Origin of the sequence: Pedobacter sp. W3I1, assembly GCF_030816015.1 — a bacterium.
GTDB lineage: Bacteria > Bacteroidota > Bacteroidia > Sphingobacteriales > Sphingobacteriaceae > Pedobacter.
This window is the reverse complement of record NZ_JAUSXN010000001.1, coordinates 5,408,687-5,428,887: the sequence shown is the minus strand read 5'-3', so window position 1 is coordinate 5,428,887 and position 20,201 is coordinate 5,408,687. Positions and strand designations below refer to the sequence as shown.

Annotated in this window: 18 protein-coding genes; 17 read left to right on the top strand and 1 reads right to left on the bottom strand. The window is 40.7% G+C overall.

All coding sequences use genetic code 11. From position 1 onward, the window contains the following. Positions 1-26 precede the first annotated feature (26 nt). Positions 27-617, top strand: coding sequence for a YceI family protein (locus tag QF042_RS22240; protein WP_307532361.1), 591 nt, complete (start codon positions 27-29; stop codon positions 615-617). A 31-nt stretch (positions 618-648) separates the two neighbouring features. Here QF042_RS22240 and QF042_RS22235 read toward each other — a convergent pair whose 3' ends face one another. Continuing rightward, positions 649-1,014, bottom strand: a complete 366-nt coding sequence (locus QF042_RS22235; RefSeq protein WP_307532360.1) for a helix-turn-helix domain-containing protein — start codon at positions 1,012-1,014, stop codon at positions 649-651. A gap of 224 nt (positions 1,015-1,238) precedes the next feature. Here QF042_RS22235 and QF042_RS22230 point away from each other — a divergent pair, with 224 nt between their 5' ends. The 16 genes from QF042_RS22230 to QF042_RS22155 all read left to right on the top strand — a co-directional run bounded on the left by QF042_RS22230 (position 1,239) and on the right by QF042_RS22155 (position 20,094). After that, entirely contained in the window at positions 1,239-2,114 is an 876-nt protein-coding gene (locus tag QF042_RS22230) for a universal stress protein (RefSeq protein ID WP_307532359.1), read from the top strand. 70 nt (positions 2,115-2,184) lie between these two features. Continuing rightward, positions 2,185-3,204, top strand: coding sequence for an alcohol dehydrogenase AdhP (adhP, locus tag QF042_RS22225; RefSeq protein WP_307532358.1), 1,020 nt, complete (start codon positions 2,185-2,187; stop codon positions 3,202-3,204). 27 nt (positions 3,205-3,231) lie between these two features. Next, positions 3,232-3,687, top strand: coding sequence for a pyridoxamine 5'-phosphate oxidase family protein (locus tag QF042_RS22220; RefSeq protein ID WP_307532357.1), 456 nt, complete (start codon positions 3,232-3,234; stop codon positions 3,685-3,687). 1,358 nt (positions 3,688-5,045) lie between these two features. Continuing rightward, a complete protein-coding gene (locus tag QF042_RS22215) occupies positions 5,046-6,827 on the top strand; it encodes a hypothetical protein (protein ID WP_307532356.1) in 1,782 nt (593 codons plus the stop codon). Positions 6,828-6,882: 55 nt separating this feature from the next. Beyond that, positions 6,883-8,073 (top strand): PAS domain-containing sensor histidine kinase, encoded by a 1,191-nt coding sequence (locus tag QF042_RS22210; protein ID WP_307532354.1) that lies wholly within the window; start codon positions 6,883-6,885, stop codon positions 8,071-8,073. A gap of 24 nt (positions 8,074-8,097) precedes the next feature. Further along, on the top strand, positions 8,098-9,129 hold the full coding sequence (locus tag QF042_RS22205; RefSeq protein ID WP_307532351.1) for a response regulator: 1,032 nt from the start codon (positions 8,098-8,100) through the stop codon (positions 9,127-9,129). Between the two features lie 676 nt (positions 9,130-9,805). Then, the gene (locus tag QF042_RS22200) at positions 9,806-10,234 is read left to right on the top strand and encodes a lactate dehydrogenase (RefSeq protein ID WP_307532349.1); all 429 of its coding nucleotides are present in this window, start codon (positions 9,806-9,808) and stop codon (positions 10,232-10,234) included. Next, positions 10,234-11,580: an oxygen-independent coproporphyrinogen III oxidase gene (gene hemN / locus QF042_RS22195; RefSeq protein ID WP_307532348.1), complete on the top strand. Its 1,347-nt coding sequence runs from the start codon at positions 10,234-10,236 to the stop codon at positions 11,578-11,580. The genes QF042_RS22200 and hemN overlap by 1 nt, the downstream gene beginning before the upstream one ends. A 12-nt stretch (positions 11,581-11,592) precedes the next feature. Beyond that, positions 11,593-13,977, top strand: coding sequence for a heavy metal translocating P-type ATPase metal-binding domain-containing protein (locus tag QF042_RS22190; protein WP_307532346.1), 2,385 nt, complete (start codon positions 11,593-11,595; stop codon positions 13,975-13,977). After that, the gene (ccoS, locus tag QF042_RS22185) at positions 13,974-14,153 is read left to right on the top strand and encodes a cbb3-type cytochrome oxidase assembly protein CcoS (protein WP_307532344.1); all 180 of its coding nucleotides are present in this window, start codon (positions 13,974-13,976) and stop codon (positions 14,151-14,153) included. The genes QF042_RS22190 and ccoS overlap by 4 nt, the downstream gene beginning before the upstream one ends. 72 nt (positions 14,154-14,225) lie before the next feature. Then, on the top strand, positions 14,226-16,367 hold the full coding sequence (gene ccoN, locus QF042_RS22180; RefSeq protein ID WP_307532342.1) for a cytochrome-c oxidase, cbb3-type subunit I: 2,142 nt from the start codon (positions 14,226-14,228) through the stop codon (positions 16,365-16,367). A 3-nt stretch (positions 16,368-16,370) separates the two neighbouring features. Next, a complete protein-coding gene (locus tag QF042_RS22175) occupies positions 16,371-16,553 on the top strand; it encodes a hypothetical protein (RefSeq protein ID WP_307532340.1) in 183 nt (60 codons plus the stop codon). Beyond that, on the top strand, positions 16,540-17,508 hold the full coding sequence (locus QF042_RS22170; RefSeq protein ID WP_307532338.1) for a cbb3-type cytochrome c oxidase N-terminal domain-containing protein: 969 nt from the start codon (positions 16,540-16,542) through the stop codon (positions 17,506-17,508). Before QF042_RS22175 ends, QF042_RS22170 begins: the two co-directional genes overlap by 14 nt. Continuing rightward, entirely contained in the window at positions 17,492-18,865 is a 1,374-nt protein-coding gene (gene ccoG, locus QF042_RS22165; RefSeq protein ID WP_307532336.1) for a cytochrome c oxidase accessory protein CcoG, read from the top strand. Before QF042_RS22170 ends, ccoG begins: the two co-directional genes overlap by 17 nt. 102 nt (positions 18,866-18,967) lie before the next feature. Next, entirely contained in the window at positions 18,968-19,396 is a 429-nt protein-coding gene (locus QF042_RS22160) for a FixH family protein (protein WP_307532334.1), read from the top strand. Further along, positions 19,393-20,094 (top strand): sulfite exporter TauE/SafE family protein, encoded by a 702-nt coding sequence (locus QF042_RS22155; RefSeq protein WP_307532331.1) that lies wholly within the window; start codon positions 19,393-19,395, stop codon positions 20,092-20,094. The genes QF042_RS22160 and QF042_RS22155 overlap by 4 nt, the downstream gene beginning before the upstream one ends. Positions 20,095-20,201 lie beyond the last annotated feature (107 nt).

Below are 20,201 nucleotides of genomic sequence, written 5' to 3'. Positions count from 1 at the left end.
GATTTGTTCCTGCCTTAAAAAAAAACATGATGAAGCTACTGTTAACCATCTTTTTTTTGCTGTTGGCCGGCTTGAGGCCTGCAGGTAAAACCAAAAGTACCTCAAGATGGGTAGTGAGTGAAAACAGCATGCTCACTGTTAATGGAACCACCAATATAAACCGCTTTTCCTGTGCAATCCTGCGTTATCCCAAAACCGATACCGTTCTGGTCTCGAAAGATAAAACAGACCATATTGTGCTCTCCGGAACCTTAAATCTTGAGGTAAAGAATTTTGACTGTAACAGTACAATGATGACTAAACAGCTACTAAATACGCTACAGGTGAACAAGTTTCCAGTGCTAAGAATCAAATTCTTGTCCTTAAAAGAAACCCCGTCCGCAGGTCAGCAAAGTTTTGTTAAAGGTGATGTGGAGATTACACTATCTGGTGTATTAAAAAGATTCGAAATCTGTTATCAGATCAATGCTAAACGGGGCGCCATGGAGCTGATCGGGCAACAAGTCATCAATTTTTCTGATTTTCATCTGACTCCTCCAAAAAAAATGGGCAGGCTCATCCAGGCTAAAGATCAACTGGTTGTGGTTTTCTTTTTAAAAATGGAAATGGCAGGATAATTCAGATGTGTTACTGCATCTATGGTACATTTTATCTAAACTGTCCTTTTTCCAAGAGTGAAATCGTACTGAGCTGAATCTTATTTAACCTTTCCTGGAGTTCGAGGGCTTTGTTCTTTTCGGCGAGTAATGCCTTCAACCGGTCAACTTCTGCTGTTAACTGGTTTTTTTCCTTTAAACCGATCTTCGAAAAAACCTTTCCGCTTTCGTAGTAACTGAAAAAATTGTAGTTCAGGATTTCACTTACACGGACCAAAGTAAGGATATCGATAGTCGCGGTATTCAGCATCTCCTGTGCTTTTGTTTTGCTGATCTCAAGGGCGGCAGCAATGTCTGAAACAGAGATATCTTTCTGCTTCATTTCCTTCCAGATCATTAAGCCTATATGGACACTCATTTTATATAATGGGATAATTTTGAAACATTGAAATTACGGAAAGCATAATGATTTAATCATTTTTTGTGGTAATGATAATTAGTCTAAATATTTCTTTAGCATATCATAATAATGATGGCGTTTAAATGGCAACACCGGGAGATAATCATTTTAATAACTGATGCGGCTCATATTTTGTACGTCCGGTTTTTCTAAACTTTATGCACAATTAAAAAGAGCTCAATATGAAAAAGATCCTGGTACCTGTTGATTTTTCTGCAACGGCAGAGAACGCAGCTGATTATGCAACTGATCTGGCCCATGGTATTGGTGCCAGGGTAGAATTGTTAAATGTTTTTCAGGTTCCTGAGTTTTCTCCCGCTGCGGCCTCTCTGGTATGGCCGCTTGAAGAATATAAGCTTATAGAAGATGATGCTAAAAAAGCGCTGGGCAAACTGGTTGAAAGGGTTGAAGAAAAATATAAAAAGGCACATCATGAGCTTGGTTTTAAAGCAGAAGTGTTTGGAAGATCTGTTAGTGGCGAGGTTGAACAGGAAATTAGTAAATATTTTGCTGAATGTAAAATGAACCTCGTTGTGGCCGGACTAAACCGGGCAGATAAGTTAACCAAAACACTTATGGGCAGTGTTGCCAGGAAAATCATCGAGCAGGAAATACCTGTTTTGCTTATACCTGCGGGATACCGCTTTAAGAAGCCTAAAAAAATTGCTTTTGCTACAGATTTTCACCATAGTGATATCCCCGTTTTGTGCGCACTTGCTGAATTTGCAAAACCTTTTAATGCCGATATACTCATTACACATACCGGTAATGCCAATTCAGATCTTGCCCTTCACAAACAAGCGACAGAGGATTTTTTAAACCGGGTTGCCGATAGGGTTAACTATAGAAATATCTACCATAGGCATATAAACAGTGAACGGATTAAGGATGGTTTAGATTGGATTGTGGAGAATGGACAGATCGATATCCTGGCAATGGTGCACCGAAAACACAGTTTTTTTCACCGCCTGCTTAAAGGGAGCTATACGCTAAACATGTCTGATCATATTCAGATCCCGCTTTTAGTTTTACCTCCTGAACACCGTATTCCAATGTAAACTAGCCGATTATTAAATAAAATTCAATTCGTACAATCTATTGTAAACAGCATATATGTATCCTAAAACAATGAAAGCCGCAGTTATCCATGAGTATGGTGGACCACTGGCTATAGAAGAGCTGCCGGTTAGGCCGCTCAATCAATATGAGATTTTGGTTAAGGTAATTTCATGTGGTGTATGCCATACCGATCTTCATGCCTGTAATGGCGACTGGCCGGTAAAATCAAAAATGCCATTGGTGCCCGGTCATGAGGCCATAGGCTTGGTAGCCGCAATGGGGCACGATGTTAAAAGTGTAAAAGAAGGTGATGTAGTTGGTGTGCCCTGGTTGTACAGTGCCTGTGGCTGTTGCGAATTTTGCTTAACAGGTTGGGAAACATTGTGCTACGAGCAGCAAAATGGAGGCTATAGTGTTGATGGAGGTTTTGCAGAATATGTAATTGCCGATTCGAGATATGTTGCCCATTTCCCTTCGCATGTAAATTTTGCAGAAATGGCACCGATTATCTGTGCCGGCGTTACCGTGTATAAAGGTTTAAAAGAAACTGAGGTAAAAGCAGGCGAATGGGTTGCGATATCGGGTATTGGCGGGCTCGGCCATCTAGGCGTTCAATATGCAAAAGCTATGGGCTTTCAGGTTGCTGCAATTGATATTTCGAACGATAAACTGGAGATGGCCAGAAAACTCGGTGCAGACATTGTGGTTAATGCGCTTGAGCATGACCCTGGTGAATTTCTTAAAAAACAGACAGGAGGTATGCATGGCGTACTGGTAACTGCAGTAACACCTGTTGCTTTCAGTCAGGGGCTTTCTGCATTACGCAGAAAGGGTACCTTATCGCTAAACGGACTACCTCCCGGCAGTTTTGATCTTCCCATATTCGATACCGTGTTAAACAGATTAACCATCAGGGGTTCTATTGTAGGCACCAGAAAAGATATGCAGGAAGCCATCGAATTTGCGGTGGATGGAAAGGTAAGGGCGCAGGTTAAATCAGCAAAACTGGAAGACATCAACGAAGTATTCGGACAGATGAAAAAGGGTGAGATTGAGGGCCGGATAGTTTTGGATGTTGCCGGAACTTAATTCATAATCAACATTAATTCTTGTAAGATGTTAGGAAAACTAGAAGAAGGAGAGATTGAAAAACTCCTTAAAGAACAATATATTGGCCGTTTGGCCTGCCATGCCCATGGGGTAAGTTACATTGTGCCCATTAATTATGTGTACAATAGCGGCACGGTTTACGCCCATTCTGCTCCAGGGCAAAAAATCAGGATGATGAAAAGTAACCCTCAGGTATGCTTTCAAACCGATCAGATCCGCGACACCTTTAACTGGAAGAGTGTGGTATGCTGGGGCAAATTTGAAGAAATCACTGATGCTGCAGAAAAGCAAAGAGCGCTTCAGGGGATTATCCACCGGATGATGCCTTTAACCAATACCCCCTCCACGCAACCATCACATGGAACTGGCAAAACAGATCCTCATGACGAAGATATTATCGTGTTCAAAATTATTCTGCACCTTAAAACAGGTAGATTTGAGGTTAACGATAGTGTTGATTGACAGGAATAACAGATTCCAAAATGGGACATCATTGCGAGAAGCAACGACAGCCTGTCCCGACTTTTCCTATCGTCTGGACACATTTCTGTTAGCTGCATTTGTTTTTATAGCACATATTCCTAAAGCGATTGTCATGCTGTCCCTAGGCTTCGGGATCAGCATCTTTCCTGCTAATAACAAGCTTTGATATCTTAAAAACTATAGTTTTTAAGATAAATGTTGATTTTTCCGCTCTTGCCGCGGGGGCATGGTACTTTGGAGCGCCAAAGTACCCAAAGCGCTTTGTCAATCCAGCAATGTGGCTTCTCACCGCCCACGCTCATCAAAAAAACAGTGGCACTTCGTTTTGTGTTCAATTGATATTAAACCTTGAATTCAGTGCTAATGAACACAAAACCACTGCGTTTCAGGTTTGGTAATGCTATTTGCACCATTGTGCACCTATTTTTTTGATTCTCCCGCCACTTGGGATTGACGGCATCCTTCGGTAAAGACTGTGGTTTATTAAAGCCAGCTAGCATGATGCCCAAAACCATTCTTAAAAAAAGATTGGTCCACACGATAGGACTTTTTTGGAAGAGCAATCCTTCCTGCCTACGATAAGATTGCTGCAGCAGATGAAAAATCAGCTTCAAATGACGATTTTAGGGAAAACTGCCCTCAATCATCCAAATCTAGGATCTTGATCCACTAAAAATGTTCCAGTTCGTTTTTTGCTTTGACAGGCAACATCGCCAGGTTAGTTCAACTTCGATATTTTTGCTGTGGAAATTAATAACCTGAGTTCGATTAATATTTGCAGTAAGTATCTGCTTTTTATCGCTTCTAGGCTAGGCGTCGCGTCATGCTGAATTTATTTTATTAGTAGATTTTATTGTTTCACAGGCCTAATAGCTACTTCGTGGTCAGCATCTTATTTGCAGAAAAGACCCTGAAATGAATTCAGGGTGACGACCCGTTCATGCAAAATGTTCATACAGAACAAATAAAAGAACATTATCAATCGAACTCAGGTTAATAGCTTTTTTTAGGAAAGGCCATATCTATATAACGAAATACCAATTCCATTCTATCATAAAATCTCATGCTAATAGTCAGAAAAAACTTATATTGTATTATCGCAATGTGCATTACCGTAATGTTTATTGCGATAATGAAATTATCTCTCACCTTAAAACAGGTAGATTCGAGATGAACGATAGCGTTGAATAAATGGTTTCAGTAAAATTATTAAAAAGTGATCTCACTCATTTTTTGCTTTGACAGGCATCATAGTCTGATTGGCACAACTACGATAGTTTTGCTGTCGAAATCATCGGCTTTTTGTTATAAAAGGCCAAACCTATATTACTAACATTATGCCACATTCATTCCATATCCCTGTATTGGGCTTAGGCTATTCTATTGATACTCCATTAAAAGTAGCCAGGTACGGTATTTCATCGGTTTTATCTATTGTTGATGACGAACTGATCGAGCGCATGCGAGCTCATCATTCAAAAAATCGGTCGATTCATTTCGAAGCGATTCCGAAAGATGCTATCGAAAGCCGGAGTAAACGCATCACCGCCTACCTGAACTTTTTGCTGGAAGCCATCACCGACGATTTTAGAGCATTAAAACAACAGGATTTTACTGCTGGAAATGATATTTGCCGTTATTTCGAACTTCTCCCTGATACTTCTAAATTAAAACATGGATATGACCTGATGTTGGATTATCCTGAAGGTGAAACTAAACAGACCTTTCAATCGCTTTTAAAAAATGCGATGAGGATGGGGGCTATTGATGTGAACATTATGGCCAAGGTAGATAAAATGAATTATGTAGATGGTGAATATTCTGGCGATACCCATACTGATGCATTAACTGCGCTACGCGGTTTTGCCGAAAGTAAGCTGAACTCTTCAGTCGTGTTATCTGCTGGTATGAACCCGAAATTATACAGCTATATGGAAAACTTTGAAGATTTTTTCCCTGATGAAGATGGCAAGCTGAAAAAGAAAATCATCTTAAAAGTAAGTGATTTCAGGTCGGCTTTAATCCAGGCTAAATTTTTGGCTAAAAAAGGTTTGTGGGTTTCAGAATTCCGGATAGAATCGGGTCTGAACTGTGGCGGTCATGCATTTGCAACAGAAGGGTATTTATTGGGGCCGATTTTGGAAGAATTTAAGCTCAAAAAAAACGATATGCTCATTGAGCTTTTTAAAATGTACCAATCTGCTTTGGCACAAAAGGGAATCCAAACACAAAAGCAGCCCAAACAACGGATCAGCGTTCAGGGTGGAATCGGTACTGCAGCTGAACATGATTTTCTCCTTCAATATTACAATCTCGATGCCACAGGGTGGGGAAGCCCTTTCCTGTTGGTACCCGAAGTAACCAATGTAGATGCCGAAACATTGGCAAAACTGGCCAGCTCGGCAGAAGGCGATTTTTATCTAAGTGGAGCCTCTCCGCTGGGTATCAGGTTTAATAATTTTAAAAACAGTACAATAGACCGCCAGCGTACCGAGCGGATTGAAAAGGGCCGGCCGGGAAGCCCATGTACCAAGAAATACCTCTGCAACAATACCGAATTTACCGAGCAGGCCATCTGTACGGCATCACGTGAATATCAGCACTTAAAGATCAAGAGCCTAAAAACAGCCGGATTATCGGCAGATGAATATCAAAAGCAATTTAACCTGGTAACCGAAAAAGTTTGCCTTTGCGAAGGTTTGTGTTCCTCCACCTATTTGAAATACAATATCGCTAAGCCAAAAGAAAATACAGCGGTAGCCATTTGCCCAGGCCCGAACCTAGCCTATTTTTCTGATGTATATTCATTTGATGAGATGGTTGGCCATATTTATGGGAAAATTAACCTGTTGGCGCAAGTGGAAAGACCGCATATATTTATCAAGGAACTTAACCTCTACATCGATTATCTTCAGGAGGATATCAAACAGCAACTTCAAAACTTCAGCGATAAAAAAAGGAAGCAGTTAAACGGATTTAAACTCCAGCTGGCCGAAGGGATTAATTATTATAAAAAACTATTCAATGAGGTTGCCGATCAGGCATCTGGTGAGTTAAAAGGGTTATATGAACAATTGGCAGATTCGAAAGACAAGCTTGACGGATTGATTGTTGAATAAGAGAAAAAAGATCGGGAATAACTTTTCTATATTTACAAGGATATACTTGAAACGAATGGATAGGTCGAAATTTTTGGATGCGATTATTGAAAATGCCATTGATGGAATTATTACCATTGACGATAAAGGGATTATAGAACATTTAAATCCTGCTGCGCTTGAGCTTTTTGGCTATGGCAGGGAAGAACTGGTAGGCAAAAACGTATCGGTTTTGATGCCAGAGCCCGATCATTCACGCCACGATGGATACCTGTCCCGATATGAACATACCGGTGAAAAACATATCATCGGAACTGGAAGAGAAGTTTCTGGAAAACGCAAAGACGGATCGGTTTTCCCTTTTAGACTGGGCGTAAGCGAAATAAAATTTAGCGACCGTAAAATCTATACTGGTTTTATCCACGATCTGAGTAAGGAAAAAGCCAATGAAGAACAGATTAGAAGCTATACCGAAAAACTCGAGGTCAAAATAAAAGAGCGTACGCACGATCTGGTAAAGCTGGTATCGGAACTCGAGATGGCCAAAGAAAATATGCAGGCACTTTTTCAGAAAGAGAAAGAACTCAATCAGCTTAAAACCAGGTTTGTTTCGATGGCCTCGCATGAGTTTAGAACCCCACTCAGTTCTATACAATTATCGGCTTCTTTAATAGATAAATATACCTCCAAGCAGGATGTGGCCAGTGTAGAAAAACATACGCTGAAAATCAAAAATTCGATTAATAACCTTACTACCATCTTAAACGATTTCCTCTCGCTCGAAAAACTCGAGGCCGGAAAAGTAGAAGCATCGGCCCAATCTTTCAATATCATCAGCTTTGCTGAAGAAATAGCTGAAGAAATGCAGATGATGACCAAAGAGAACCAGCACATTATTTACGAACACACCGGTACAACTGCCGAGGTTTACCTCGATCCGAACCTGTTAAAAAACTGTGTGATCAATCTGATTTCCAATTCTATAAAATATTCTGGTGCGGATACTTTAATCCAGTTTAATTCCATTTTAAAAGATGATGAACTCATTTTGGAGGTGAAAGATAACGGTATTGGCATTCCAAAAGTAGATCAGAACAATCTGTTCGAACCTTTTTTCAGGGCCCATAATACGGGCGATATCCCGGGCACAGGCTTAGGTCTGAACATTGTAAAAAGATATGTAGGTCTGATGAGCGGCACCGTAGCCTGCCAGAGCGAACAAAATTCAGGTACGGTTTTTACGCTTAGCTTTACCTTCAATAAATAATTTTACAGTTTAATATCCATTCCCATGAACAAGAAAGTTTTGATTATTGAAGATAATGATGATATCAGGGAAAGTACGGCCGAAGTGCTCGATTTGGCCGGTTATGAAACTTTTACTGCTAAACATGGTAAGTTAGGTGTAGAAATGGCCCTGAGTCATTTACCCGATGTAATACTTTGCGATATCATGATGCCGGAACTGGATGGTTATGGGGTGCTGTACCTGCTTAACAAAAACCAGAAAACGGCAAACATTCCTTTTATTTTCATTACCGCAAAAACAGAGCGGGCAGACATGAGGAAAGGTATGGAAATGGGCGCAGATGATTACCTCACTAAACCATTTGATGACATTGAGCTCTTTAAGGCCATAGAAAGCAGGTTTAAGAAAAAACAGCAATCGGCTAGCTTTAATTCAGCTACGGGCAATAGCGAAACGGTGATGGAGGAACTTCGTAAAAGGGGCAAATCAAGGCCAATTGCCAACAAACAAATTATTTATGTGGAAGGGGATGAACCGACCCATCTTTATTATGTAGTTAAGGGACAGGTAAAAACCTACAAACGTTTTAAGGATGGCAGGGAACTTTCGTCGAGCCTGTATCATGATGGTGATTTTTTTGGATATGAAAGTTTATGCAATGGCGAAGTATACACAGACAATGCGGCAACTTTAATAGAATCGGACATTATCCAGATTCCTAAGGCAGATTTTATGGAATACCTGCTCAACCATCAGGCCGTATCTAAAACTTTTATCGGTTTATTATCTGGAAATGTGCGTGATAAAGGAAAGCAGATGCTTCAACTCGCCTATTCTTCGGTACGAAAACGTGTAGCAGAGGCATTATTGCAGGTTGCAACAAAATTTGGTGATGGTATTTCAGATAGTTGTACGATCCGGATTTCGCGTGATGATCTTGCTGCATTAGTAGGTACGGCCAGCGAAACGGTAAGCAGAATGCTCGCTGATTTTAAAGATGAAAAACTGATTGATAAAACAGGCAATGCCATAAATATTCTCTCGATCGAAAAACTCAGAAATATTAAACAGTAATTTGTTCGCTAGTCAATAGTTCGTGATGATGATCGTTTATAAAACCTGTCATTCTGAACGCAGTGAAGAATCTTTAATCTATAAATGCTGAAATAAGTTCAACGGGATATAAGACATAGTCCAAAGATCTCTCCACTCCGCATTTGCTTCGGTCGAGATGACGCCAATTTTAGAATCTGTCATTGGTAGAGGCTAGAATTTTTCAAGTACATCGGAGTATTGATGACAGATTTTGGCGGTTCGTCATTCCCAACTTGATTGGGAATCGTAATGCAAGCGCTTTAAGATTCCCGCCTGCGCGGGAAAGACGACCACTCTGTTGAAGTCTGTCATTGGTAATTGATTTGGAACCACGAAGTGCTCATCGAAGATAATCTTAATGCTTTAGGATTCCCACCTGCGTGAGAATGACGATCATATTATAAAAATTAGTCAATAAGTTCATATTTATTGCCGGGATGATTCATCAGTAAATTGTTAAATCGGTTATTCAACGCTATGCCCTGAGCCCTAAGCTCCAAACTCAAAAATTAATTATTTAAATCAGTTAATCGACTCCAAGCGCCCTACTCCAAGCGCTAAACTAAGAAATGTAACAAAAATCACTTTTTTCTCTAAGCATCCTCACCTGTTGCCGCTCACTTCCACTATAGTTTTGTATCCATAAACTCTGTATATGAAAGCTATAGCTTACAACATCAAACCCGATGAAAAGGAATGGTTGGTACTGGCCAATTATAAAAAACACGACATTACTATAATTGCGAACAGCTTAACCGCCGGTACACTTTCATTTGCAGCAGGAAAAGAGGCATTATTGGTTTTTAATAATGATGAGCTGAGTGAAGCCATGATTGTAGGCCTAACAGCATTGGGTATAAAATATATTGCCACCTCGTCATCTGAGACCGATCATCTTGACTTAAAAGCCGCTGGTGCTGCCGGAATAAAGGTAGCAAATGTTCCTTTGGCAGCCGTCGATATGGACGCTAAATTACGGATGGAACAGGTAATCAAAAACCTCGATCAATGGGCTGCTGGTAAATGCGTAGGCAAATCCTGCTGCTGTCAGAACGAATGTGCAACCGTTAAAACTTCGAAATAATGGATACATCAGCGCTACTGAAAAAGTATAATGTTGCCGCTCCAAGGTATACCAGTTACCCAACCGTTCCATATTGGGACAATGAGAACTTTAATGGAAAGGATTGGTTAAGTACAGTAACTAAAAGCTATGCAACCTATAAAAAAGAGGGGATAAGTTTATACATTCACCTTCCATTCTGCGAAAGTTTGTGCACCTATTGTGGTTGCAATACCCGCATTACCAAAAATCATGCTGTAGAGATACCCTATGTCCTGGCAGTTCTTTCTGAATGGGGAATGTATGTGAAAGCTTTAGGTGAAAAACCGAAACTAAAAGAGCTGCATCTCGGTGGCGGGACACCTACTTTTTTCAGCGCCGAAAACCTGGGCTTACTGATCAATGGCATTCTGCAAAATTCAACTTTGGCTCCTGATGCAGAATTTTCTTTTGAGGCACATCCAGCCAATACTACCAGTGAACACTTAACTACGCTGTACAGTCTCGGTTTTAAAAGATTAAGTCTGGGCATCCAGGATTTTGATCCTAAAGTTCAGTTTTTAATTAACCGGTTCCAAACGCCTGAACAGGTTGCACTGGTTACCGAAAAAGCAAGGGAAATTGGCTATACCTCAGTTAATTTTGATCTGATTTATGGTCTCCCAGGACAAACAATATCTGGCTTATCAGCTACCATAAAAGAGGTAATTGCGCTGCAGCCCGACCGGATTGCTTTTTACAGTTACGCCCATGTGCCATGGTTAAAGCCTGGCCAAAGACATTATACCGAAAAAGATATCCCTACTGGCGATGAAAAGTTTGCGCTTTACCAATTGGGCAGGCAGTTACTTGATGGAGCAGGCTATAAAGATGTGGGCATGGATCATTTCGCATTAAAAAGCGATTCTTTGTTTAAGGCAATAACCGAACAGAGACTGCACCGTAATTTTATGGGCTACACCAATCAGCATACCCATTTGCTTATCGGATTGGGTGTTTCTTCCATCAGCGATAGCTGGACAGCTTTTGCACAAAACCCCAAAACGGTGGAAGCTTATCTCGATAAAATTGAACAAGGTATACTTCCGGTAGAAAAAGGGCATCTCCTTACAGGCGAAGATCTTGAGGTAAGAAAACATATCCTTAACATCATGTGCAGGGAAAATACAATGTACAATGAAGGTATTCCAGAACAAGTATATGGCAGGCTGTTACCCTTATTACGCGATAAGCTGATCTGGGTAACGGAAAAAGAAATCAGGATTACCACAAGAGGAAAATCTTTCCTCAGAAATATTTGTATGGCATTCGATGAAAAACTTTGGCTTAAACAGCCCAAAACCCAATTATTCAGTTCATCAATTTAAGTAGGGGTTAACATGGAAGATCAAAATAAAACTGCGACCAAAGTTGTCTGTTATCACTGTGGCGAAGATTTGCCTAAGGTAAAATACCAGACAGCAGGTAAAGATTTTTGCTGCGCGGGTTGTATGGCTGTTTTCAAGATCCTTTCAGAGAACAACCTATGCAATTATTATGTGTACAACAATAATCCGGGCAGGCAGTTTAAAAATGAGCATCATTTAGCATATCTCGACGAACCTAAAATCATTGACCAACTGCTCGATTACAAGCACGAAAGCTCGGGCATTATTACTTTTTATATCCCGGCCATCCACTGCAGTTCATGCATCTGGCTGTTAGAACACCTTTATAAAATCAACCCCGCTATATTCAGCTCCCGGATCGATTTTCTTAAAAAACAGGTTACCATAAGTTTCAATCACGACGAAATTTCGTTAAGGCAACTGGTAGAAACTTTAAATCAGATTGGTTACGAGCCTTTGATCAGTCTTCAGGATGTAATAAAGGAACATAGCATTTCTGTAGATAAAGCTTTGGTTTTAAAAATAGCCGTTGCCGGATTTTTAATGGGCAATGTCATGCTTTTTAGTTTTCCGGAATATTTTGGCCTTTCGGGCTTTGAAAAACAATTTCAATCGTTGTTTGGCTGGCTAAACCTTGCTTTCTCTATTCCTGCGGCTTTTTATTGTGGCCGCGATTATTTTACCTCAGCAATAACAAGTCTTAAACACAGGCATATTAACCTCGATACCCCTTTGGCACTGATAATTGCAGTGCTTTTCCTGCGTACAGCTTTTGAAGTTGTTTTTGGCACAGGCCCAGGTTTTGCTGATACCCTAACCGGGTTGGTGTTTTTGCTTTTAATGGGCAAATGGCTCAAACAACGCACCTATCATCACATTTCTTTTGATCGCGATTACCGTTCCTACTTCCCAATTGCAGTAACTACATTGCAGAACGGTAAAGAAAAACCAGTTGCTATAAACGAAATCAAGATCGGCGATAGGTTGTGGATCAGGAACGGGGAGCTGGTTCCGGCTGATGCCATTCTGATGAAAGGTGAGGCCTGGATGGACATGAGTTTTGTTACAGGCGAATCAGAACCCGTACACAAAGTTTTGGGTGAGATTATTTATGCCGGTGGCAGACAAACCAGCGAGGCCATAGAACTTGAAGTAATTAAACCTGTTTCGCAGAGTTATTTAACCGGTTTATGGAACAACGATAACTATAAAAACAATACTGATAAACAGAATTTTAACGATACCGTAGCCAAATACTTCAGCCTTGGTGTTTTCCTGATCGCATTTGCAGCTACCGCGTATTGGCTGCTCCAAAACGACAGCCACAAAGCCTGGTCGGCATTTACAGCTGTAATTATTGTGGCCTGTCCATGCGTACTGGCTTTAAGTACCCCTTTTACCTTATCTGCTATTTTATCTGTTTTTGATAAAAAGGGTTTTTATGTAAAAAATACAGATGCTGTTGAAGAACTTGCCAAATGCGATACCCTGATTTTCGATAAAACAGGTACGTTAACCAGTAACGAAAATGCCGAAATTGGTTTTAACGGATCTTTAACAAGCGAAGAAAAAATTATTGTGGCCTCGTTGCTGCGAAACTCTATCCATCCCTTAAGCAGGCATATCTTAAAAGCTTTAAATGTTGACCGGTTTTATTCGCTAAGCGATTATAAAGAAGTGGTAGGAAAAGGTTTGACTGCCAGCATAAACAACCACAGCATTTATGCAGGGCATTTATCCATGCTACCCATTGCTGTAAAGTCTGCTAGTGAAAGTGGAGTGCATATTGTAATCGACCATGTTTATAAAGGAAGCTTTGACATTAAACAGCAATGGCGTTCAGGATTGGCGCAGTTGATCTTAAAACTTTCGGAATTCAAACTACAGGTTTTATCTGGCGATACCGATAAAGACCGTTATATGCTGGATACCATTTTTACGAAAAATACAACCATCAGGTTTCGCCAGAGCCCGCTCCAAAAACTGGACGCTGTTCTGCAGCTTCAACAGCAGGGAAATAAAGTAATGATGTTGGGCGATGGGTTAAACGATGCCGGAGCCTTAAAACAAAGTAATTTTGGAATCGCATTAACGGATAACATCAACAATTTTACGCCAGGCTGTGATGCCATTCTGAAAGGAAATGCCTTAAATTTTCTGCCAGATTTTATTCAGTTAAGTAAGGACGGCTTGAAGATCATTAAAACAAGCTTCGCTATAGCCATCGCGTATAATTGTATTGGTATTTATTTTGCCGTGCAGGGTACCCTTTATCCTTTGGTGGCCGCAGTGCTGATGCCGATTAGTACGGTTACCATTATTTCCTTTACAACCCTGGCAACCAGATGGTTTGCCCGTAAAAATAAACTGATATGAACATCCTTTACTTTTTAGTGGGTTGCAGCGTTTTAATGGCACTCATTTTTCTGGCCGCATTCTTCTGGGCATATAAAACCGGACAGAACGATGATGTACATACCCCAGGCATCCGTATGCTCTTCGATGATGAGGTTATTGCTGAAAAAAGTGAAGAAGATCACTTTTCCAGCTAACTGCCGTCATACTTTATCAGCCCACTGCAGAATACCTTTGGTGTACAAAACATACAAAATTCAGCTTCTATTATGCAGTTAGAAAAATTTACTTACGATAACAAGATTGTTCGAAACTTTGGTATTGCCACCCTGGTGTGGGGAATTATAGGGATGACAGTTGGCCTGCTTGCAGCCATGCAACTGTTTAAACCGGCAATGAACTTAGGCAGTCAATACACCACATTTGGTCGGATCAGGCCGCTGCACACCAATGCCGTAATTTTTGCCTTTGTGGGCAATGCCATTTTTATGGGTGTTTATTATTCCCTTCAGCGTTTGTTAAAAGCACGGATGTTTAGCGATGTGCTGAGCAAAATCCACTTCTGGGGCTGGCAGCTGATCATTTTATCGGCAGTAATCACACTTCCCCTGGGTTTTACTACCTCACATGAGTATGCGGAACTCGAATGGCCGATTGATATTGCCATCACCATCATCTGGGTGGTTTTTGGCGTTAACATGTTCGGAACGATTTTTAAAAGAAGAGAACGCCATTTATATGTGGCCATCTGGTTTTACATTGCCACTTTCGTTACCATTGCGGTATTGCACATTGTAAACTCTTTCGAATTACCCATTTCTTTCATGAAAAGCTATTACGTGTATGCTGGTGTTCAGGATGCATTGGTGCAATGGTGGTATGGACATAACGCGGTGGCATTTTTTCTAACTACGCCTTATCTGGGCATGATGTATTATTTCTTGCCAAAGATGGCCGGAAGACCCGTTTACTCTTATAAGTTAAGTATTCTGCATTTTTGGTCGCTTATTTTTATTTATATCTGGGCAGGGCCTCACCATTTATTATACACTTCATTGCCTGGTTGGGCACAATCATTAGGCGTTGCCTTTTCGATCATGTTGATTGCCCCAAGCTGGGGTGGTATGATCAATGGTTTGTTAACCTTACGCGGTGCCTGGGATAAGGTAAGGGAAGATGTAACCCTTAAATTTATGGTGGTTGCCCTTACAGCTTATGGTATGGCCACCTTCGAAGGTCCGTTGTTGTCCTTAAAACAGATTAACGGCGTAGCCCATTTTACCGATTGGATTGTTGCCCACGTGCACGTTGGCGCTTTGGGCTGGAATGGCTTTTTAACATTCGGTGTGCTGTACTGGTTAATTCCCCGTATTTACAAAACAGAATTATACTCTAAAAAACTGGCAGGTTTTCATTTCTGGATAGGTACTTTGGGCATACTTTTTTATGCCGTGCCGATGTATTGGGCTGGCTTTACGCAGGGGCTGATGTGGAAAGAGTTTACGCCAGAAGGTTTATTAAAGTACCCTAATTTCTTAGCCACCACACTACAGATTATCCCGATGCATGTTTTACGTTCAATCGGCGGGGCACTATATTTAACAGGGGTAATTGCCATGACTTATAACCTGGCCAAAACCATGCTAGGTGCTAAACTGCTTGCTAACGAGCCTGCCGAGTCCATGCCATTAACCAAAATAATTGTGGAAACTTCTTCCGCTGATAAAGCCTGGCACAGGGTTTTAGAACGCAAACCGATGAAATTTATGGTGTTATCGTTGATCATCATCCTCATTGGGGGCATGGTAGAAATGATGCCCACTTTTACCATTCAATCTAATGTGCCAACCATTGCCAGTGTAAAACCTTATTCAGCGCTCGAACTTCAGGGGAGAGATCTGTACATCAGAGAGGGCTGTGTAAACTGCCATTCGCAAACGGTGCGGCCTTTCCGTTCAGAAACCGAGCGATATGGCGAATACAGCAAAGCCGGAGAGTTTGTTTATGATCACCCGTTTTTATGGGGAAGTAAACGTACCGGACCCGATCTTCACCGCATAGGCGGGAAATATTCTGATGCCTGGCACTACAACCACCTGGTCGATCCTACGTCAATGTCGCCGGGAAGCATTATGCCGCCTTATGCCTGGCTCATCGAACAGAAACTGGATATTACAACAACTGCAAGTAAGATCAGGGCGATGCAAACATTGGGTGTTCCTTATCCTGATGGTTATGATAAACGTGCAAATGATGATTTAAAAGTTCAGGCCGAAAAGATTGCACTCGATCTGAAACAGAACAACATTAAAGTTAAAAGCAACAAAGAAATAATAGCCATTATTGCTTACCTGCAACGTTTGGGGACCGATATCAAAGCGAATAAAGAAACCATTCCTTCAAATCAATAAAATATGTTCAATCAGATTAAAGATTTAGCCGGTGGCGAAATATACCTCATCACTTCTCTGCTCATGTTTATGGTGTTTTTTGTAATCGTGGGTGTTTACCTGCTCAAATTAAGCAAAAAACATATTGAAGTGATGAGCGAAATCCCATTACAAGAAAATCAACCTAATGCACATGAAGAAGATTAAACTATTGTTATCGTCCCTGCTTTTATCAATTACAGCATTTGCCGCTGATGAGAAAGCGGCAGCGGTTGTAATACCTGCCCGGGCAGGGTTAGGGTTAAACCAATCGGAAATGCTGATCGTAATCCTGTTGCTTTTTGTAACCGTACTTCTTGTTGTTTCCCTAACACTGCTAAAAGCATTTAAGGTAATGTACCAGGAACAGTTAAATCCTACACCGTACAGCAAGCCTGTAAAAGAGCCGGTTTTGGATTACGATGCCTGGTTAAAACAACAACCGGTTAAACCCTCAATCTGGATTAAACTCTTAAGTTTAAGGCCAATTGAAGAAGAAAAGGATCTGGTAATCGATCATACGTATGATGGCATTAAAGAACTGAACAACCCGGTGCCGGCCTGGTTTAACTTCCTGTTTTTCGGGACTATGATTTTCGCGGCAGCTTATCTTTTTTATTACCACATCGGTGGATATGGAGACCTGCAGGACAAAGAATACGAAAATGAAATGGCCAAAGCACAGGTAGAAAAGGCAGCCTATCTCGAAAAATCGGCCAATACCATTGATGAGAATTCGGTAAAGTTTGATGACACACCTACAGTGCTCGAAGAAGGTAGAACTGTTTTTACAACCAACTGTGTGGTTTGCCATGGTGATAAGGGCCAGGGCATCATCGGGCCAAATTTAACCGATGAGTATTGGTTGCATGGTGGCGGTGTAAAAAATGTATTCAAAACCATTAAATACGGTGTTCCTGAAAAGGGAATGATTAGTTGGGAGAAAAACCTGAATCCAAAACAGATCAGTGCCGTTACCAATTTTATTCTGTCGTTAAAAGGAACAAATCCAGCAGGAGCCAAAGCACCACAGGGTGAAAAATATGAAGCAAAAAATCCAAAAGACAACGAGATGAAAGCTCCGAAAGACAGTGTGAACAAAGCCGATGTTACCAAGAAATAAAGCAGAAAGTAAGGGCAGAAATTTTATCTATCCTAAAAAGCCATCAGGCAGGTTGTATACCTACCGGAAATGGGTAAGTTATCTGCTGCTGTTGTTTTTGTTTTCCTGCCCCTTTTTAAAACTTAACGGCGAGCAGCTGGTACTCCTCAATTTTATAGAAAGAAAATTTGTATTCTTTGGATTGATCTTTACCCCGCAGGATTTTTACCTCTTCGCCCTTGCCATGCTTATTTTCATCATGTTCATTGTGTGTTTTACAGTAGTATTGGGCAGGTTGTGGTGCGGATGGGCCTGTCCGCAAACGATCTTTATGGAGATGGTTTTTCGCCGGATCGAATACTGGATTGAAGGCGATGCCAATCAACAGAAGAAGTTGGACCAGGCTGATTGGAATGCAAAGAAGATATTCAAAAAAGGAAGTAAACATTTCATTTTTCTGGTGATTTCTTTTGCCATTGCAAATACCTTTTTGGCATACATGATTGGTTCCGATATACTCCTTAAAATTATGACGGAGCCCGTCTCAGGCCATATTTCGGGCTTTATATCCATCTGGTTGTTTACTTTAATATTTTATGGGGTATTTACCTATGTACGCGAAGTAGTGTGTACGGTAATTTGTCCGTACGGCAGGTTACAGGGTGTTTTGTTAGATAATCAAAGTTTGGTAGTAGCCTATGATTTTACCAGGGGTGAACCACGTGGGCATCTTCAAAAAAATGCTGATGAATTAACAGCCGGCGACTGTATAGATTGTGGGCTTTGCGTACAGGTTTGCCCCACTGGTATCGATATCCGCGAAGGAACACAGCTGGAATGTGTAAACTGTACCGCCTGTATCGATTCATGCAACGAGGTGATGCTTAAAATAAACAAGCCCAAAAATCTGATTGGTTTTTTTAATCAGGATTTTATTAACGAACGTAAACCCTATAAAATTGGCTTAAAATCTTACGGTTACGCTGCAGTGTTGTTTGTGGTAGTGATGGTTTTTTCTTCACTGATCTATAAAAGAGAAGATATTCAGACTACGGTTTTAAGGGCTAGCGGTACTTTGTACCAAAGCAGGGGAACAGATAAAACGAGCAATCTTTATAATGCAGAACTGATCAACAAAACCAATAAGACTGTAAAATTTACTTTCAGATCGAAGGATAAGGGAGACGAAATTAATTTTATCCAAAAAGCTGATGTTTTGCCAAAAGAAGGTTCGGTGCACCTCACTTTTTTTCTGATCAGGAAAAACAATTCCATTAAAAAATATAAAACCGATGCGGTTTTCGAAATTATTGCAAATGGCGAGGTTTTAAGCACGGCAACTACAAGTTTTTTTGCGCAACCGGAAGGAATGGAGTGATTGAATGAGAGAATGATTGAATGAGAGAAGGATTGAGTGATTGAATTATTGTCACCATTCACTCATTCAAAATTCACTCATTCAAAATTAAAAAAGAGAGATATGAACTGGGGAACAAAAATAGTATTGGGTATGCTTACATTCATGATGTTTATTGTGGGAATGGTTATCTATATGTTTCATGTACACGGCCGGGATGCCTTGATCGAAGAGAATTACTATGAAAAGGGAATCAATTATAATGCAGAATATGATGCCAAAGTGAATGTTATAAACGATAATGCCAGACCCAAAATTACCATTACAAAAACTCAGATTATTATCGAAATTAAAGATAGTGCTTCTTACGACCTCATTTTAATGCGGCCTGGCAATAGTGATGATGATGTTAAACTAAAAGGAAATACCTCTGGCACAGCCAATCTTATTCTGGTAGATAAAACTAAAATGGCCAAAGGAATGTGGTTTTTGAACCTTCAATGGCGCTCTTCAGGCAAAGATTATCTGTTTAAAAATAACATCACCCTATGATGAATTTTTTGCCACTGGCATTTTTGATGGGCCTTTTCGGGAGCCTGCATTGCGCCGTAATGTGCGGGCCGATTATGCTGGGTATGCCGTTCGCGAAACAGAATTTCTTTCGAAGCGGGTTTCAGCTTTTGCTCTACCAGTTTGGCAGAATTTTAATATACACCCTTTTAGGAGGCTTGGTGGGCACTTTGGGAAGCAGTATCCGCATATTCAGCGATCAGAAAACGCTAAGTATGTCAATCGGTTTTATACTCATACTGTTCACTGCCCTCCAGTTCAGTCAGGCTTACACCAATAGATTTTCAAAACTACAGTTAAAGGTATTGCATCCACTAGGTAAGCTCATGGGCAAAGTATTCGGCCTGCCCTTTTGGGGTTTGTTTGCCGGAATGCTTAATGGCATTATTCCTTGCGGAATGGTTTACCTGGCGCTTGCAACAGCTTTAAATACCGATAGTATTAAATCCGGGGCTACTTTTATGTTCCTTTTTGGTTTGGGTACCGCGCCACTCATGCTCATGATTTCGCTAGGCGGGATCTACCTGAAGAAATACATTCGCTTTAATACCAACAAACTTATTCCTTGGTTTATGTTTTTTATGGGCGCATTGCTCATATTACGGTCGGCTGATTTAGGTATTCCCTTTATATCACCTAAAACCATTGATACCTATGATCATGCGGTAGACTGCCGATAAAAAAAATCGCTAATAAAAGCTGAATCGCTGGATAAACTAAAGAACCTTAATGTATATGTGGAACGGGATGATCTCTTATTTATGATGCCAGATTTTGGCGCACATAA

What these genes read in the sequence shown, in the direction of transcription:
- QF042_RS22240 (WP_307532361.1), top strand. Translation starts at nt 27, where the DNA reads ATGATGAAGCTACTGTTAACCATCTTTTTTTTGCTGTTGGCCGGCTTG.
- QF042_RS22235 (WP_307532360.1), bottom strand. Translation starts at nt 1,014, where the DNA reads ATGAGTGTCCATATAGGCTTAATGATCTGGAAGGAAATGAAGCAGAAA.
- QF042_RS22230 (WP_307532359.1), top strand. Translation starts at nt 1,239, where the DNA reads ATGAAAAAGATCCTGGTACCTGTTGATTTTTCTGCAACGGCAGAGAAC.
- adhP (WP_307532358.1), top strand. Translation starts at nt 2,185, where the DNA reads ATGAAAGCCGCAGTTATCCATGAGTATGGTGGACCACTGGCTATAGAA.
- QF042_RS22220 (WP_307532357.1), top strand. Translation starts at nt 3,232, where the DNA reads ATGTTAGGAAAACTAGAAGAAGGAGAGATTGAAAAACTCCTTAAAGAA.
- QF042_RS22215 (WP_307532356.1), top strand. Translation starts at nt 5,046, where the DNA reads ATGCCACATTCATTCCATATCCCTGTATTGGGCTTAGGCTATTCTATT.
- QF042_RS22210 (WP_307532354.1), top strand. Translation starts at nt 6,883, where the DNA reads ATGGATAGGTCGAAATTTTTGGATGCGATTATTGAAAATGCCATTGAT.
- QF042_RS22205 (WP_307532351.1), top strand. Translation starts at nt 8,098, where the DNA reads ATGAACAAGAAAGTTTTGATTATTGAAGATAATGATGATATCAGGGAA.
- QF042_RS22200 (WP_307532349.1), top strand. Translation starts at nt 9,806, where the DNA reads ATGAAAGCTATAGCTTACAACATCAAACCCGATGAAAAGGAATGGTTG.
- hemN (WP_307532348.1), top strand. Translation starts at nt 10,234, where the DNA reads ATGGATACATCAGCGCTACTGAAAAAGTATAATGTTGCCGCTCCAAGG.
- QF042_RS22190 (WP_307532346.1), top strand. Translation starts at nt 11,593, where the DNA reads ATGGAAGATCAAAATAAAACTGCGACCAAAGTTGTCTGTTATCACTGT.
- ccoS (WP_307532344.1), top strand. Translation starts at nt 13,974, where the DNA reads ATGAACATCCTTTACTTTTTAGTGGGTTGCAGCGTTTTAATGGCACTC.
- ccoN (WP_307532342.1), top strand. Translation starts at nt 14,226, where the DNA reads ATGCAGTTAGAAAAATTTACTTACGATAACAAGATTGTTCGAAACTTT.
- QF042_RS22175 (WP_307532340.1), top strand. Translation starts at nt 16,371, where the DNA reads ATGTTCAATCAGATTAAAGATTTAGCCGGTGGCGAAATATACCTCATC.
- QF042_RS22170 (WP_307532338.1), top strand. Translation starts at nt 16,540, where the DNA reads ATGAAGAAGATTAAACTATTGTTATCGTCCCTGCTTTTATCAATTACA.
- ccoG (WP_307532336.1), top strand. Translation starts at nt 17,492, where the DNA reads ATGTTACCAAGAAATAAAGCAGAAAGTAAGGGCAGAAATTTTATCTAT.
- QF042_RS22160 (WP_307532334.1), top strand. Translation starts at nt 18,968, where the DNA reads ATGAACTGGGGAACAAAAATAGTATTGGGTATGCTTACATTCATGATG.
- QF042_RS22155 (WP_307532331.1), top strand. Translation starts at nt 19,393, where the DNA reads ATGATGAATTTTTTGCCACTGGCATTTTTGATGGGCCTTTTCGGGAGC.